We start from the raw sequence: 15699 nt of genomic DNA on the forward strand, positions 1-15699 counted from the left end.
GGAAACAGTGTCAGGAGCGACCGCGTGGAAATCGCGTCCGGTCCTGAAGAAACTGGTCAGACGGCTTCAGGCCGGGGACACACTGACGGTGGTCAAGCTCGACCGTCTGGGGCGTAATGCTCTGGATGTCCTGACCCTCATCGACGTGCTGAAAAAACGGGAGATTTCTGTCAGGATTCTCAATCTGGGGATTGATACGGCAGGCGCTGGCGGAAAGCTGTTCCTGCTGCTTCTGGCAGGATTTGCGGAGTTTGAACGCAACATCATCCGCGAACGCGTGCTGTCAGGTCTGGAGACCGCCAAGGCAAAGGGCATCCGCCTCGGGAGAAAGCCGACCCTGACAGAAGCGGACATCGCTCAGGCGCGTCGTCTCAAAGCTCAAGGGCTGTCTGCACGAGAAGTGGCGAAACTCTTGCACGTCTCCAAGATGACGGCCTGGCGGGCGATGAACTCCTGAAATCCGTCCCGCAATCCCTGTACCAGAATTGCAGAACCGGACTCTCAGCCATGCAAAATCACCCTATTCCCAAATCAGGTGTTTTTGGGACGGGAGTGATAATTCATTTCCTCTTTTTAAGGGATAATTTTTGAAACCACAGAGTCAACAGCCGTCAACCCCGCCACCAATTGACTTTTATTAACCTTCACGTCTGGGTCGTTATGTACAGGATAGTAATCCTGCCTCATCTTAGACATTGGTGTTCCATGGTGCGCAGCTACAACACCGGCAGTGTTAAAATCGCGGAGTTCACCAACATACTCGCTGATAAAATCAACACGGTTTGTAGAAGGTGATGCGCGCAGCGTGAAACGTTGCGGATGGGCATTATATTCTGACCACAGTTGGTCAGTAGTTGCTTCTGAGAAAGCCTCAAATGCTGCTGCTGCCCCCTTAAATTGGGTGAACCGATTGCCAATCGCGAGATGAACTTGAGGGATCACCATCCCGCGGCTCGCAGCTTTTGCCGCAAAAGTATATTTCCCAAAAAAAGGATGAGGAGGCGTTGTACCATGTAGAAGCGCAAACAGAGCTTTAACTGCAACCCGAGAAGAGTCATCCGCATTTATAGGAACCAAAAGGCTATCTGCACCAGAAATAGCCAGTTCAGTATAGATGGCAAAAGAAGGATTTGTGTCAAAAAAAACTGTCCAATCCCCATCCAAAGCATCTACCATTCTTCTAAAAATGAGATGCACCCATTGCCATGGATCTGCCAGGCCAGGGAATGGCGTCCGGTCAGCTTCATCATTTATTGCTGGAGCCATCAACTCTAAATTACCATCACCACAGAGAAGGTATAGATTGGACGACATTTTTTCATTTATCGAAGAAACTTGAACAGCATATGAATTTATATTGGGAATATTTCGGTTTATTATAGCATCACTTATATACCCAACGACACTCTGAGGTGTAGATGCCGAACATAAGGTAAGTAAATTAGTCTCGCCCTGTATTCCCCCCCCCCAAAAATAGCATTGAACTGTTTGCTTGAGGGCACATATCGACAACCAATACTTTTCGATTTGGATTTTTTTCCGCAAAACGAGAAGCAATATGAAAAGTTATAGTACTCTTGCCAGTACCACCCTTATTGTTCCAGATAGCATAAGAAGTCAACTTATTATCTCCAACATATTTTTACAACAGGCACTTTAATGAAGTGACACTACATAAATATAATTAAATATCAATACTCCTATAAAATTTCAACATACTGGATTCAAGATTTTTTTAGATTCTACTCACGGAAGTCTATAAGCATCTAACTCCTTCACCATAAGTGCAAGTCAAAATAAAATAAGTGATATAATAACGCCACAGATTGAGATTTGTGGCGGTATTATAGAACCGCAGAAGACAGCCAGAAAATAGCCGCCATAAATCCCCGCCAAAATCATAAGGGGAATTATATGAAATACGGTTATTGCAGAGTGTCCACAGTAGGCCAGGATTTGAAGGAACAGGAAGACGCCCTACTGGCTCTTGGCGTTCCAAAAGCGAATATCTTCAAGGAAAAGATTTCAGGCGTCATCAGGTCAGATGACAGACCTCAGTTCGGGAAGCTTCTGAAGAAGATTAAGGCCGGGGATGAGCTGGTCGTGATGAAGCTCGACCGACTTGGAAGGTCTACCCTCGATATCCTGACAGTCATCCAGAACCTGAGAGGTCAGGGCATTGCAATCACCATTGAGGGAGTGGGGACCATCAGGGATGACATGATGGGAAGCCTTACCATGAACCTCCTAGCCTCCTTTGCAGAGTTCGAGCGCGCCCTGATTATCGACCGCACCCAATCTGGCAGAAAAAGAGCCATGGCAAATGGTGTGCGGATGGGAAGAAAGCAGAAGCTCTCCTCTCAAGCGCAGGACGCCATCAAGCGACGTTATGGCGGAGAAACAGGGTCTGCCTTGGCCAAAGAATATGGGGTCGGATTAAGGACAATTCAGAGGATTGCCGCTGCCTAATAAAAGGTAGACTAATTTACAAAGCCCTTCTACAACTCTCTCGAAAATATTGCCCTAGAAGTTATATTTTTCAATGACTTAGGTACGTCACTCCGGGACAGTTCTTGTTCGAGTCCCGCAGCTCGCACCACTAACCTATTGAAAATACAGAGAAAAACGAACCTCGGCGTTAAAATGGGCGTTTGTCCCACAGTCTTTCCCATTCCGGGAGAGTTAGACGCATGCTGCGAATCGTCGGATCGCAATATTATTTCAGGCGTTCTGTCCCGCTAGACCTGCGCCCTTGGCTGGAGCGAGGCGAAGTCTCGCATCCCCTAAAAACCTCCAGTAAGCTTGTCGCAAGACAGAAAGCCGCTCTGCTTTATTCTCGTACAGGGCAATGCTTTGAGGAGATTCGGCGCATGACGACAGAGCCAACACGAAAAGCCCTGACCGCTGTCGATATCATCCGTTTTTACGAACAGTTCGTGAAAGACTGGGAAAACTATCACAACGTACGGCTGCAAGAGGAAGAGACCAAGCACCGCGTTGAACTGGCCCAGCAGGCCCTTCGGACAAAAGCTTAAATGGAGCAAGTCGATAGTTTTTTTGGATGTCATCGCAGGGCATTTCGAACAGACCGACGCCTTTCTCGCTGCCTTGAAGCAGACACAGGCACTGAATACGGCCGTTACGCAGACTCGCGAGGCGATGCTTCGTGATGAGATTGCCGGGCTTCGCGAACTGGTCGTCGATATCAAAGCTTCAAGCGGCGCTTTAACGCCGGTGCCTACCCTCCCTGCTGAGGAGAAACCAGAAGACGAACCGCTTCAAGCCTTGCCGCCTCTGGCTCAAGGGAACCGTAAAAAGGCTAAGGCACAGACCATCAGCGCGATGGCTCAACGCTTTATTCTCAATGATGCCAGTAAGAGCGCAGACACGATAAAGGGAACGAAAACTACGCTCGGCCTGTTCATCGAGGCTTTCGGAGACCTGTCCGTTAATCAGGTATCAGGCACAACGGCTGGAGACTTTCATGATTTACTCCTCGGGCTCCCTGCGACACATGGAAAATCCAAAAACCGTTTACCCATTCGAAAAGCCGTAGAAGCGGCCAAAGAGCAAGGGCTGGAAACAGTCAGCGGCAAGACCGTGAAGAACCACTTCTCCCGGCTATCGTCTCTCTGGTCCATGTTGGTTCAACGCGAAATCGTTGCCAGGAACCCGTGGTCGCAATGGTCTTTCAACACAACGAAAAAGACAGAACGACGCTGCTGGACCGATGAAGAACTAGCCCTGCTCACACCGGACCAGTGGGAGCATCGCGGCATTTCCCGTCGAACGTACGCGGGGATGGTCAACGTCGCTCTCTATACGGGCTTGCGACTGGGCGAAATCTGCAATCTGCGCGGTCAAGACATCGAGAACGTACAGGGCATAGCGTGCTTCCATGTTCGTCCACATCCGGAAGATGGATGGTCTCCTAAGTCGGCAGCAGGAACGAGGCTGGTTCCCATTCACTCCCAGCTTATCAAAGCGGGCATCATGAGTTTTTTAAAGCCCGACCAGCACTTTCTCTTCCCAGACCTCCCGACATCAAGCGAAGGCGTCAGAGGCGCTGCTTTTGGGCAAGCGTTCTCAAAACTCAAAACCAAGCTCGACCTTCCGGCGGAAATTACATTCCACAGCTTCCGGCACACGGTCTCCACGAAGCTCCGGAATCAGAATGCGAGCTTCCGAGAACTATGGATTGACAAGGTGCTGGGACACGAAGCCTCCCATCGCAGTCAAGGGACCATGAACTACACCAGTTCCATTGATGTGCAGAACCTGAAAAGCGTTATCGAAGCGCTAGAATTCCCAACATTCCAGTTGGACATTCCGGAGAGCTGACGGCGGCTATGGGGGGGGGAAGCGGTCGGTCCACGTCCTTGTGAAAGCGGACATGTTCGCCATTTCGAGGGCGGTTCAATCAGGAAAAATAGGAGGCAGTTTATAATTGCGAAAAGATGCCCCCGGATAGTACAAATCAAGCTTCTTTGGCTTCAGATATAATCTCAGCCTGATGGTCAGCTTTAGGCGTTTCCGTTAGGGCGTTAGGTTCACATTCTACTCGGTCACTTTCAGACATCTTTTCCATGAAGGTTTCGAGTTCAACCACGTTCATGCTTTCAGTGATGTCAAAATCTTCAATGATGCTTTCCTTTGACACCGAGCACCATCTTACCCTGCTCATCACGAAGCGGACGCTCAACTGTGATAGTCGTGTAGCCAAAATCCTCGTTGCGGAAGATGCGAGAAATAGGGGCCAGCCTTACCTTACCTCCCGTTGGGGCCTCCGGTGCAATCTCACCATCACGCAAGATGGAACGGCTGATCTCTTTACCCTCAGCATCGAGAACCGTCGCCTGCTGGGCCTCAACAAAATGCCCGAACAAATTGGTGACAGTCGCAATATGCTCCTCGCTCATTTCCTTGCGCTTGCTGCCAAGGCTCTTGCGCATCTTCTGCCAGAAGCTAGAAGCATCGATGAGTTGCACAAATCCCTTGCGCTGTGCCGGTTTTTTGTTGGAGAGAACCCACACATAGGTCGCAATGCCAGTATTGTAGAACATATCTGTTGGGAGGCCGATAATCGCCTCGACCAGATCATTCTCCAGAATATAGCGACGGATCTCGGACTCTCCAGAGCCAGCGCCGCCTGTGAACAAGGGCGAACCGTTCAGAACAATCCCGAAGCGGCTTCCGCCGTCCTGTGCCGGTCGCATCTTGCTGAGAAGATGCATGAGCAACAGCATAGACCCATCAGACACACGAGGAAGACCTGGCCCCAAGCGACCATCAAAGCCTTTATCCACATGCTCCGTGGTAACGATCTTCTGGACCTTCTTCCATTCTACACCAAAGGGCGGGTTAGAGAGCATGTAGTCAAATTTCTGCCCGCCATGCCCATCTTCAGACAGGGTATTTCCTGCCACGATATTGGTGACATTCTGGCCCTTGATGAGCATATCCGCCTTACAGATGGCGTAAGACTCATCACTTAACTCTTGCCCAAACATTGTAAGACGAGCAGCCGGGTTATGTTCATGGAGAAATTCCCCCGCTTCAGACAGCATGCCGCCCGTGCCTGCGGTAGGATCGTAAACCGTGCAGACGACCGCTTTGCCAGATGTCAGAACGTCATCATCTTCAATGAAGATCAGGTTGACCATGAGACAAATGACCTCACGCGGGGTGAAGTGCTCACCGGCTGTTTCGTTTGAGATTTCCGCAAATTTTCGGATCAGTTCCTCAAAGACCAGTCCCATCTGAGCGTTATCGACGACGTCAGGATGTAAGTCGATTTTGGTGAATTTCTCCGTCACCAGATACAGGAGGTCGGCTTTGGCCAATCGCTCGATCTGAGCGGCAAAATCAAACCGTGTAAAAATATCGCTCGCTTCTGGTGAAAAAGCTTCAATGTAAGCAAGCAAATTTTGCCGAATGTGGTCTTGGTCGCCCACAAGTTTTTCAAGATCGAGCGAAGAGGTATTGTAGAAAGACCGACCTGACTTGCGGAGCAAAAAGTGTGAAGGATCGCTCATGCCAGCAGCGGTTCGGAGTTTGAACTCGTCGACAACAGCTGATTTAGTCTTCTCTAAGACACAGTCCAAACGGCGCAACACTGTGAAGGGTAGAATAACCCGCCCGTATTCAGACTGCTTATAATCCCCACGGAGCAGGTCCGCGACGCACCAAATAAATGAGGAAAGCTCTTGGTGGTTCATAAGTCAGTGCCTGTAAACACGCGGGGTAGAGAAGATGTAAGAACGCAGCGACGTGAGGCACGTCAACGATAGAGGCACCAGACTTGCCACAATCTGAAACAATCGGCGATGTTTGCCATGCTTGGAGAGATCACGGCTTGGCTCGAACCTAGACTCAGGACCTGTTAATTCATTGAATTGAACGGTGTTCCGTGATTCACAGGCTTACCGATGGAGGTGATGCTGTGAGTGAGATATTTTTGCTATCTGAGAGGCAGATGGAGCGGATTGAGCCGTTTTTCCCTCTGGCGCACGGAGTGCCTCGCGTGGATGACCGGCGCGTTCTGAGCGGGATCGTTTATGTGATCCGCAACGGCCTTCAGTGGAAGGATGCCCCGAAAGCGTATGGTCCGCACAAGACCTTATACAATCGCTTCATCCGCTGGAGCCGCCTGGGTGTCTTTAACCGGATTTTTGTCGCGCTGACAGAACAGGCTGGCCGTTCGAAGCGCCTGATGATCGATGCAACACATCTCAAGGCGCACCGGACATCAGCGTCCCTGCTCAAAAAGGGGCTTTCCCCGTCATATCGGACGAACAAAAGGCGGCCTGAACTCAAAACTTCATGCCATGTGCGATGGACAGGGACGCCCTGTCCGCCTTCATCTGACTGCTGGACAGGTCAGTAATTTCAAAGGCGCTGATGTTCTGCTGGCGGACCTGCCGGATGAGACAGAGGAAGTCATCGGAGATCGGGGATACGACAGCAATAAAATCAGACAGTCTCTCGCAGACCGGAACATCACCGCCTGTATTCCGCTAAAGAAGAACAGGACATCAAAGCCATCTTACGACTGGCATCTGTATAAGAAACGTCACCTCATCGAAAACATGTTCGCAAAGCTGAAGGATTGGCGACGTGTGGCGACCCGATATGACCGATGCCTCATACCTTCAGGTCCGCAATCCATATCGCAGCAAGCTTCATCTTCTGGCTCAAGGAATGAGCCCTGAGCCTAAGGCATCCCGAAACCAGTCAGCATCATAACCCCAGTCCGCCAGCATCCACTGTACCATAGGAAGACTGTCCAACAAAGCAGCGGCACCGGTATAATCGCTGACCTGTCTCGCCGTCATGAAGAAGCTCAGCGGTCGTCCGTTCTGATCCGTGATCGCATGCAGCTTGGTATTCATACCGCCTTTGGTGCGACCGATCAGGCAGCCTGGATCCCCTTTTTTAGCCGCAGGCTCGAAGCCGTGCGGTGCGCCTTGAAATACGTCGCATCAATCATGATGGTCCGGGGCGCGACACTTGCAGCAGATAAGCCATCCATCATTCGCATGAAAATACCCATGTCGCCCCAGCGGTTGTAGAGCGTCTTGTGTGGACCGTATTCCCGGGGTGCATCACGCCAGCGCATACCTACCATTGCCGGTTCACAAAAATAATCCCGCTCAACACGCGACGGTCATCAACACGGGGTCTACCGTGGCTCTTGGGAAAGAACGGGCGCAAACGGCCCATCTGTTCGTCCGTCAGCCAAAACAGGTCGCTCACCTCCAGTTTCCTCGCAGAGCCTGAATCAGATTTCCGTAATCAAATCAATGGGTCCTGAGCCTAAACACATAGAGCTGAGTAGTACCTTCGCTTCTCCCAGACAAATAATAAAAATAATCATCCAGAACTATCAGGATCTACCTGTGGAGATAAAAATTATGTCACAGGAATTTCAGTTGATGGTGCTTCAACCTATCCAGCTGCCAGTATTTTTCTATTCTCCTGCAGTTTATTCTTCTGAGTGTTTCAAAGCTTCCAAACGTTCAAATGCCAGCTTTTGTGCTTCTGCCAAACCGATTTCAGTTTGTTCTAGACGTTTCCGCAAAGCAAGTTCCGTCTGTACTGACTTCTCGTGTCTGACTTCTGCTAATTCCAAAGCGTTCAAGCGTTCATAAGCAAGTTTCTGTGCCTGGTTTAAGCCGCCCTGCGTTTGTTCTAGTTGCTGCCTGATATGATCTTCTGACTGACGAGAGACTTGCAGCATTTCTCTGGCATCGTTTAAAGCCGCATCCAGATGTTGGACATGGACTTCTGCTTTCTGAATCTGATCCAGACGTTCAAACGCAAGCTTTCTGGCGAATTCCAACGCTTCTTCCGCTACGTATAAGCGATTTTTTAGACTTTGATTTTCAGAAAGATCTTCCTCAGGGGCCACTCTATCAGACGCTCCCTTGTCATCTAGAAATATTTCATAAGATTGATTTCTTACTTGTCGGCTCGCAAGGGCAGCGAGTTTGACCGACGAATATGTCATTGGCCATCCCGACGGCGTCCATCGTGGCGTTTCCCATAATACGCGCCGTAGATCCTCACGACTGGTGATTTTCTTCAGGATGCAGAGATTGTGGGTCAGTAGGCTATCCAATTCAGGAATAATCTGCTGACGACTGGCCAAAAGACCTGCTTCATAAGCCCAAGGAAGCAACGGCTCGATCTGAGAACGATAATTTTCAAAATTATGAGCTGGAAAGGCAAAATAATGCAACGTGAGTCCGAGTCCGAGCAGTAAATCAGCGCAGTCAAGCGATGAAATCTCTTCGTTGCATTCGATCCAGATCAGGGAATTTCCGGTAGCCACAAACTCCTTGTCATCCTTGAGAATGGCATATTCCATGCCTTCCGCGTCGATCTTGATAAGATCGAAGGGGCCATTTTGTTCCCGTAGTTCGGTCAGGGTAAGTGTGGCCTTCATCGAAACGTCGTCCGGCACATCCACCGTAGTTTCGTCATAAACGAAGGATGTGGAGCCGAGATTTTCCTCCTGACCATAATGACCATGAACCTCGTAACCCCGAGGAGCAACAATGGCATTTATGCAAGATATGTCCGGGCTATGAGCAGCACCGGAGATATTAGCGTTCAGAAAAGGAATGAGTTCTGGGTTACCTTCCACGACGCATAGGCTGTTCAGGCGTCGCAGTGAGGCGACTCCCAGACTGAACGTCCCAATGAAGGCTCCAATATCAAGAACTCGTGCGCCATCTTTAAGAAGAGACGCACAGAACCTGACTTCATTAAAGGCCCACTCACCATAATAATCAAGAAAACGTCCGATGAGATCATGTTTAAGATCAGGAACCTTTAATTTCCCGTAACGGGTGTCGGTATCGGTGGTTTGGGAAAACAGGGTTCTGGTCATATGAATTCTTGATTCGGTTAGATGTTAAATATACATATTCAGGCAGGCCTGTCAGCTACTCCCTGCCCTTCCAACTCATAGATCGGACACCAGTTGCCTCTTCTTACAGACATGTTTGATGCCTGCTGGTATCTGGAAACCTATCCGGATGTTCGGGACGCCGGGATTGACCCTCTCGAACATTACATGACTGTCGGCTGGAGAGAGGGGCGTAATCCCTCGCCTGCTTTCGACACGCAGTTCTATCTGCATGCTAATCCTGACGTTGTTAAGGCGGATCTGAATCCTCTTGAACATTTTGTGGGAACAGGGCAGGCCGAAGGTCGTGGTCCCCTGTCTCATGTAGCTACTGCTGCCGTATCCTCAACTGCGGCATCCTCCTTAGCAAGGAGTCTTTCCACAACGCAGGCAGAGCAACTAAAAGCGCTTTTCGACGAAGACTATTATCGCAGTCGCTATCCGGGAAGTGTGTGGTCTGATGAGGATGCTTTCGCGCACTTCATGACGGTCGGCTGGCATTGCGGTTACAATCCTTCCGAGGCTTTCGACACGCAGTTTTATCTGGATAGCAACCCGGACGTCGGCTCGGCAGAACTTAATCCGCTTGAGCATTATGTGATGTCAGGGCGTGCAGAGGGACGCCCTGCCGCACCGAACGAAATGGCCCATGAAATTTCGGTCGCGCCCGACAAGCGGGATCTGCATGAAGAAATGCTGCTGAGTGGCATGGAGGTCGTTGCGGAGGATTTTGATGTCCGGTTCTATCGGCGACGGAACCCGGATATCAAAGGAACGGACGATGATCTGTTCCGCCATTTTATGACCATAGGCTGGAAAGAAGGACGGGACCCCAGCGGGCGCTTTGACGTGGCTTATTATTTATGGGCGAATCCCGACGTCGCCGCAGCAGAGATCAATCCTCTGCTGCATTACCGCCTCCACTCGGCCACGGAAATCCGTCGCCGTCTTCAGCCGCATGCCATGGAACGGGCCGTGCTCCGCCGTTGTCAGGCCGTTCAAGACCGGAAACCCTTCTGGGAACTCCAAGCCTCGGACAAGGCTGTCGATGAGTGGTATCTGACATCCTTTCTGGCTCAGGACCGCAAGAACTATGGACGCAAAACCGGACTTATCGTTTCCATAAGCCATGATGATTACCGCAACGTCCCGGGAGGTGTGCAGAACTGCGTGCGGGACGAAGCTGCGGCGTTCGCATCGCATGGATGGGCCTATCTGCACCTGTTTCCGGCCCGGGCGCTTTCCACGCTTGCGCCTCTACACATCGGTGAGTTCGTCGTATCTCTGAACGATCAGCGTATCGGGCGTGTGACGGTCGATACACTCCTGAAGGTGCTGGCCGTCCAGAAAGGCCATTATGCCCACCGAAACCTGATTATTCATCACCTACTGGGGGTCATGCCGGAATGCGTGCCCGTGATCGCACAGGAGATGCAGGCAGAAAAAAGCCTTTTCTGGCTCCACGACTTCTTCACGATCTGCCCTTCTTACGCCTTGATGAGGAATGATATCGCTTTTTGTGATGCTCCCGCTCCGACATCGCCCGCATGCGGCATCTGTGCCTATGGTGAAGAGCGACAAACGCATCTACCTAGAATAAAAGCCATGTTTGAAGCACTGCGTCCCGAGGTTATCGCGCCTTCACACTATACGTTGGCGTTCTGGCAGAAGAAGACGAATTTGGCCGTCTCGAAGGCCTCGGTTCAGGAACACGCGTTCATTACTGATCAGGTAACTCTCGACACAATTGTGTCACAGCCTTTAAAAATCGGCTTCGTCGGAACACCTGTCTTTTATAAAGGATGGGACATCTACCGCAAACTCGCAGCGCATTTCCTGAACGACAGCCGATACGAATTTTTCTACCTTGGTTCCACCGCACAGGATGAGGTGAACATCACATCCCTGCACGCCACTGTGACGCATGATGACCGGAATGCGATGCAGACATGTATTCGCGACAATAGGATCGACGTCATTGTGAACTGGTCTCTTTACCCAGAAACCTTCTGTTTCACTGCTTATGAAGCTCTGGCTGCGGGTACGTTTCTGATTGCTCCAAAAGGCAGCGGAAATGTCGAAGATTTGCTAAAATCCTCACGGCAAAAGATCGGCCATGTGGCTGCGGATGAAACCGAATTGATGAGCCTGTTCGAGAAGGGGAAAGTGAAGTCTCTGCTGGAAAACTCCAGAAGGACGGCAGGAACCCTCGTGATCCGCCCCTGTACCTATGCATATCTCGTGCCGGAGTATGCACAATGACCGTCTATTGCTTTACAAGCGCCACTTATTCCTACCTCGGACGCGTCCGGGTTCTGGCAAAAAGCATCAGACGGCATCATCCAGACTGGGTTTTCTGTCTTTGCCTGTGTGACGTTCCTCCTCAGGGATTTGATCCTGGGGAGGATCAGGATCTGTTTGACGAGGTCGTCCCGGTGACGGAGCTGGGAATTCCGGATCTGCCAGCTTGGATGTTCAGGCATAATATTGTGGAACTCTCCACCGCCGTCAAAGGCAAGATGCTATGTCGTCTCCTGGAGAAAAAAGACGCGGACAGCGTTGTCTATATTGATCCGGATATCGCTCTCTTCAACCCGCTAACGCATGTTCTGGACCTTCTGAAAGAGCATCCGGTCGTTCTAACGCCTCATCAGCTCGAACCCGAAATTCATCCTCAGGGTATCGTCGATAATGAGATCGGCTCGCTCAAACACGGGATTTACAATCTTGGTTTCATGGCAATCGCCAATGTAGCCGAAGGGCAGCGTATTGCGCGGTGGTGGCGCGACAGACTTCTCGTCTACTGCCGAGACGATCCGGAAAACGGCCTTTTCACGGATCAAAAATGGTGTGACCTGATTCCAGCTTTTTTTGAAAATTCGGCTATTCTGCGAGATCCGGGATATAACGTGGCGAGCTGGAATCTAAGCCATCGGCCGATCCGGATCGACAATAAAGGCCAGATCTATGCTGCCAACGCACCGCTACGCTTCTTTCATTTTACCAAAGTAGATACAGCAGGCGAAGTCATGCTGGAGCGGTATGGCAGTGAAAGTATCGCGCTCTTTGAGCTTCTGAGATGGTATCGCGAGGCTATCGAAAAGAACCAGCCTGCCGAGGTTCCACCTAGATATTGGTATTATGGTACCTATGAGGACGGCACACAGATCAGTCGTCCAGAACGCCTGATCTACAGAGACCGGAAGGATCTCCAGATAGCGTTTCCCAATCCTTACCAATCGGGAGCGGGGAGTTTCCAGGACTGGTGTGTCATTCACAGTCACGAACTGTAAATGATAGGAATAGGCCACTCTCTTCGCTTTGCAACAGGTTTGAGTATTGCCATATAATTATGATTACATCGCATCTATAAAAATCAATAGATGCGTTGATGGCGCTCCTGACTCCTACCCAACGATCACGCTTTCTAATTGGGCTTGTTGCGTCAATGACTGTAGGGGATTCAGGAAGTAAAACCCGTCCGGCAACAAAAGGTCAGGAGCAAATCGCAAATTATACCCCTTAAAGGCACCTCCCCTTTTTCGGACAGGGGTAATAAGTTGATGCAGCACGACCTTTGGAGGCTTTCAATATGAACCACAGCTCAATGCAAGGCAAGAAAACAACCCGCTCGGATGACCACTTTTGCTCTCCTCTCTCGAACAATCCAGTCACGCGACGGAGGCAAAGCAGATAGGCGTCGGCGGCTTCGAAAATGACGCCCAGGGTGATTTAAAGCACTCCCCATAGTATAACATCCGTTCTCTATAAAATAACATCTGTGAAAACTAATGTTCGTAAAATCGAGCAGGTGTTTTCCCAAAGAATTTCCTGAACGTCGCGATAAAGCTTGAAGGGTTTTCATATCCAAGAGCAAACGCAATATTACCGACACTCTCTTCCTCTGCCAGTAGCTCCAAAGCTATCACCATGCGCAGGCGCAGTCGCCACTGACCAAATGTTAATCCTGTCTCTTCTATGAAGAGGCGCTCTGCCGTCCGGATCGATGTTCCCGCAATTTTTACCAGTTCTTCCAGTGAACGGCGTTCTGCCGGGTTCTGTCGCAAAAGATCAGAGATATTTTTTATACGTGCATCCGAAATTTCAGGTAGTTCAACAGGGATCTGCGGCATAATAGCCAACTGATCCAACAGCACCCGGAAAAGACGTTCTTCGGCAGAATCAATATTATAAGTCCGTGGCAAGGTAGCGCCAACTAAAACTAGTTCTTTTATAAGCGGTGATACGTTCAGAACAGTGCATCCTGACCATTTTTGGGCACATGGCATGTCTGAACGAATGTAGATAATTGCAACTTTCACAGGCCTCGGTGCCCGGAACGCATGTTCTGTTTCACCGGGAATCCAAATGGCACGCGAGGGCGGCAGAATCCAACTTCCTTTACTGGTCTTAACATGCGCTACTCCTTTGATTGCAAAAAGAAGCTGATGCTGAGAATGAGCGTGAGAATTTACCCCAGACGAAGAAGACCAGTGCTCGATAGCGCCCACGATGGGAGATTCCGCCGTATCAGTTGAAGGGGAATTTTGGCAGATTGAAAGCATATTATGGCTTTATAGCGCTAACACATCATTGAGAAGGGACGATAGTCTGATGCTCTTTATGAATTAAGGAACAAACAAAATGGACGCAGTATCTGCTGCTCCTGTCGAAGATATCGGCAACCAGCCCAATATCAGCCAGCTGACGGGAGCGAAAATAGCAACGCGTTGCGCATTTTTTATTGCAGGCTTCGGGCTTGCGTGTTGGGCCCCGCTTGTTCCTTTTGCAAGGGAACGGATGAGACTCAGTGATGTCGAACTTGGCAATCTCCTGCTTTTTCTTGGTATAGGCAGTGTACTCGGCATGCCAACTGCTAGTGCATTGGTACGACGTCTGGGGAGTGCTTCTGTCACCTTCCTTGCCGCAGTCGGTATCATGCTGGCACTTCCCATACTTGCAACCACGACGAACCATGCTGTCCTTGCCGTGACCCTTTTGCTATTCGGAGCGTCTATTGGCGCTATAGATGTCGGAGCCAATATTCACGGAACCGAAGTTCAAGCACATATGAAACAGCCTTTGATGTCTGGATTCCATGGATTTTACAGTATCGGCGGATTAATCGGTTCCTGTACGGTCACTCTCGCTCTATCTCTCAATTTTGGTAGTATTATTTCTGCTTCGGTCGGAAGCTTCATCGTTCTTATGACAATTCTTATTTCTGTCCGTCGATTTTTACCCGTCAAAAAGAATGTAGTATCGGAGCCTTTGTTTATAATGCCCCATGGCATTGTCGTTCTAATCGGCATTATGGCTCTGATAACCTTTTTGGTGGAAGGAGCGGCGCTTGACTGGGGAGCAATTCTTCTGACGGAAACCAGAGGAATAACTAAAGATTATGCAGGTATAGGATATTCCGCATTTGCAATCGCAATGACAGTAGCACGCCTTGTCAGCGATGGCCTGGTTGTCAGGGTAGGAAACCGCATCATGTTAGCGTCTTCCTCCTTCATTACGACGGTTGGTGTAGCGATTATTGCAATAGGCCCTGCTGGCTGGGAAACAATCTGCGGCTTCCTGATTGCTGGTGCCGGAGCAGCTAACCTAGTTCCTGTTCTTTTCACCCTTGCCGCGACACAGAAGATGATGCCGGGAGGACATGCCATTGCTGCGGTGAGTACGCTTGGTTATCTGGGTGTGTTTTTAGGCCCCTCGGTCGTCGGCCATATGTCCAGTCTTATTACATTACCAGCATCGTTTGGCGTTCTGGCTGCTCTCATGTTCGTCGTTTTGATTTTTACCCTCGTAGCGCCGTTAGGCAATAAATCCGAACGCTCCAATATTACTCTTTGAAGACTGGATTTAAAAAGTAGAAAAATTACCGGTGATAGTGCAGAGAACCAACTACCATTCGGGAGGTGATGCGACACGCATCCAGTGTTTAGCAACGCTAATCAGGCGGTTTATATCCCATGCATTTAGCGGCAGGCTCGAAGCTGTACGATATGCCTCAAGATGGTTCGCATCAATCATGATGGTCTGAGATTCTGCCCTTCCAGAAATCAGACCATCCGTCATTCGGATAAAGATCCTCATGGCGCTTCAGTGATTATAAAACGCCTTGTTTGGACCCTATTTTAGAGGTGCACTGTGCCAGCACAGACTATTGCAGTTGACGTGCTCCCCGGAAATGTCACCATTTTAAAGTAGAGTCCGATCGAGAAGGATACGGACGAATGAAGCGCAGTCGCTTTACGGAAGAGCAGATCATAGGGATCCTGAAG

Annotated in this window: 13 protein-coding genes and 3 pseudogenes; 9 read left to right on the forward strand and 7 right to left on the reverse strand. The window is 50.0% G+C overall.

Annotated features, from left to right (window positions below; genetic code table 11):
- The coding region (locus tag HKD21_RS13690) for a recombinase family protein (RefSeq protein WP_194256171.1) at positions 1-457 on the forward strand (457 nt) is incomplete at its 5' end.
- A gap of 116 nt (positions 458-573) precedes the next feature.
- On the opposite strand, the gene HKD21_RS13695 is transcribed toward HKD21_RS13690, so the two are convergent.
- Positions 574-1314, reverse strand: coding sequence for a ParA family protein (locus HKD21_RS13695; protein ID WP_228121506.1), 741 nt, complete (start codon positions 1312-1314; stop codon positions 574-576).
- Positions 1315-1441: 127 nt separating this feature from the next.
- Positions 1442-1621: a ParA family protein gene (locus HKD21_RS14435; protein ID WP_228121507.1), complete on the reverse strand. Its 180-nt coding sequence runs from the start codon at positions 1619-1621 to the stop codon at positions 1442-1444.
- A gap of 293 nt (positions 1622-1914) precedes the next feature.
- On the opposite strand from HKD21_RS14435, the gene HKD21_RS13700 reads away from it, so the two are divergent.
- The 4 genes and pseudogenes from HKD21_RS13700 (at position 1915) to HKD21_RS13710 (ending at position 4341) form a co-directional block, all read left to right on the forward strand.
- Positions 1915-2469, forward strand: coding sequence for a recombinase family protein (locus HKD21_RS13700; protein ID WP_194256172.1), 555 nt, complete (start codon positions 1915-1917; stop codon positions 2467-2469).
- Between the two features lie 221 nt (positions 2470-2690).
- A pseudogene (locus tag HKD21_RS14670) lies at positions 2691-2858 on the forward strand (DUF6538 domain-containing protein); the annotation flags it as partial.
- Positions 2859-2870: 12 nt separating this feature from the next.
- Positions 2871-3035 (forward strand): hypothetical protein, encoded by a 165-nt coding sequence (locus HKD21_RS13705; RefSeq protein ID WP_194256173.1) that lies wholly within the window; start codon positions 2871-2873, stop codon positions 3033-3035.
- Positions 3036-3057: 22 nt separating this feature from the next.
- Complete coding sequence (locus HKD21_RS13710) at positions 3058-4341, forward strand: tyrosine-type recombinase/integrase (RefSeq protein ID WP_228121508.1); 1284 nt, start codon at positions 3058-3060, stop codon at positions 4339-4341.
- A gap of 136 nt (positions 4342-4477) precedes the next feature.
- Here HKD21_RS13710 and HKD21_RS13715 read toward each other — a convergent pair whose 3' ends face one another.
- Positions 4478-4660 carry a hypothetical protein gene (locus tag HKD21_RS13715; RefSeq protein ID WP_194256174.1) on the reverse strand — a complete coding sequence of 61 codons (183 nt, stop codon included), beginning with the start codon at positions 4658-4660 and terminating at the stop codon, positions 4478-4480.
- Positions 4638-6218 carry a type I restriction-modification system subunit M gene (locus HKD21_RS13720; RefSeq protein WP_228121509.1) on the reverse strand — a complete coding sequence of 527 codons (1581 nt, stop codon included), beginning with the start codon at positions 6216-6218 and terminating at the stop codon, positions 4638-4640. Before HKD21_RS13720 ends, HKD21_RS13715 begins: the two co-directional genes overlap by 23 nt.
- A gap of 224 nt (positions 6219-6442) precedes the next feature.
- Between HKD21_RS13720 and HKD21_RS13725 the strand changes: the two are divergent.
- Positions 6443-7204: pseudogene (locus HKD21_RS13725) on the forward strand (IS5 family transposase).
- Positions 7205-7214: 10 nt separating this feature from the next.
- Here the strand turns inward: HKD21_RS13725 and HKD21_RS13730 are convergent.
- Together HKD21_RS13730 and HKD21_RS13735 are read right to left on the reverse strand one after the other, a co-directional pair.
- Positions 7215-7755, reverse strand: a pseudogene (locus HKD21_RS13730) (IS5 family transposase); the annotation flags it as partial.
- Positions 7756-7984: 229 nt separating this feature from the next.
- Complete coding sequence (locus tag HKD21_RS13735) at positions 7985-9394, reverse strand: FkbM family methyltransferase (RefSeq protein WP_194256175.1); 1410 nt, start codon at positions 9392-9394, stop codon at positions 7985-7987.
- A 93-nt stretch (positions 9395-9487) separates the two neighbouring features.
- Here HKD21_RS13735 and HKD21_RS13740 point away from each other — a divergent pair, with 93 nt between their 5' ends.
- Both HKD21_RS13740 and HKD21_RS13745 read left to right on the forward strand, forming a co-directional pair.
- The gene (locus HKD21_RS13740) at positions 9488-11674 is read left to right on the forward strand and encodes a glycosyltransferase family protein (protein WP_194256176.1); all 2187 of its coding nucleotides are present in this window, start codon (positions 9488-9490) and stop codon (positions 11672-11674) included.
- Positions 11671-12705: a glycosyltransferase family protein gene (locus tag HKD21_RS13745; RefSeq protein ID WP_194256177.1), complete on the forward strand. Its 1035-nt coding sequence runs from the start codon at positions 11671-11673 to the stop codon at positions 12703-12705. The genes HKD21_RS13740 and HKD21_RS13745 overlap by 4 nt, the downstream gene beginning before the upstream one ends.
- Before the next feature lie 495 nt (positions 12706-13200).
- On the opposite strand, the gene HKD21_RS14600 is transcribed toward HKD21_RS13745, so the two are convergent.
- A complete protein-coding gene (locus HKD21_RS14600; protein ID WP_194256178.1) occupies positions 13201-13923 on the reverse strand; it encodes an AraC family transcriptional regulator in 723 nt (240 codons plus the stop codon).
- Positions 13924-14056: 133 nt separating this feature from the next.
- Between HKD21_RS14600 and HKD21_RS13755 the strand changes: the two genes are divergently transcribed.
- Positions 14057-15268: an MFS transporter gene (locus HKD21_RS13755; RefSeq protein WP_194256179.1), complete on the forward strand. Its 1212-nt coding sequence runs from the start codon at positions 14057-14059 to the stop codon at positions 15266-15268.
- Positions 15269-15699 lie beyond the last annotated feature (431 nt).

The organism is Gluconobacter cerevisiae (genome assembly GCF_015244675.1).
Taxonomy (GTDB): Bacteria; Pseudomonadota; Alphaproteobacteria; order Acetobacterales; family Acetobacteraceae; genus Gluconobacter; species Gluconobacter cerevisiae.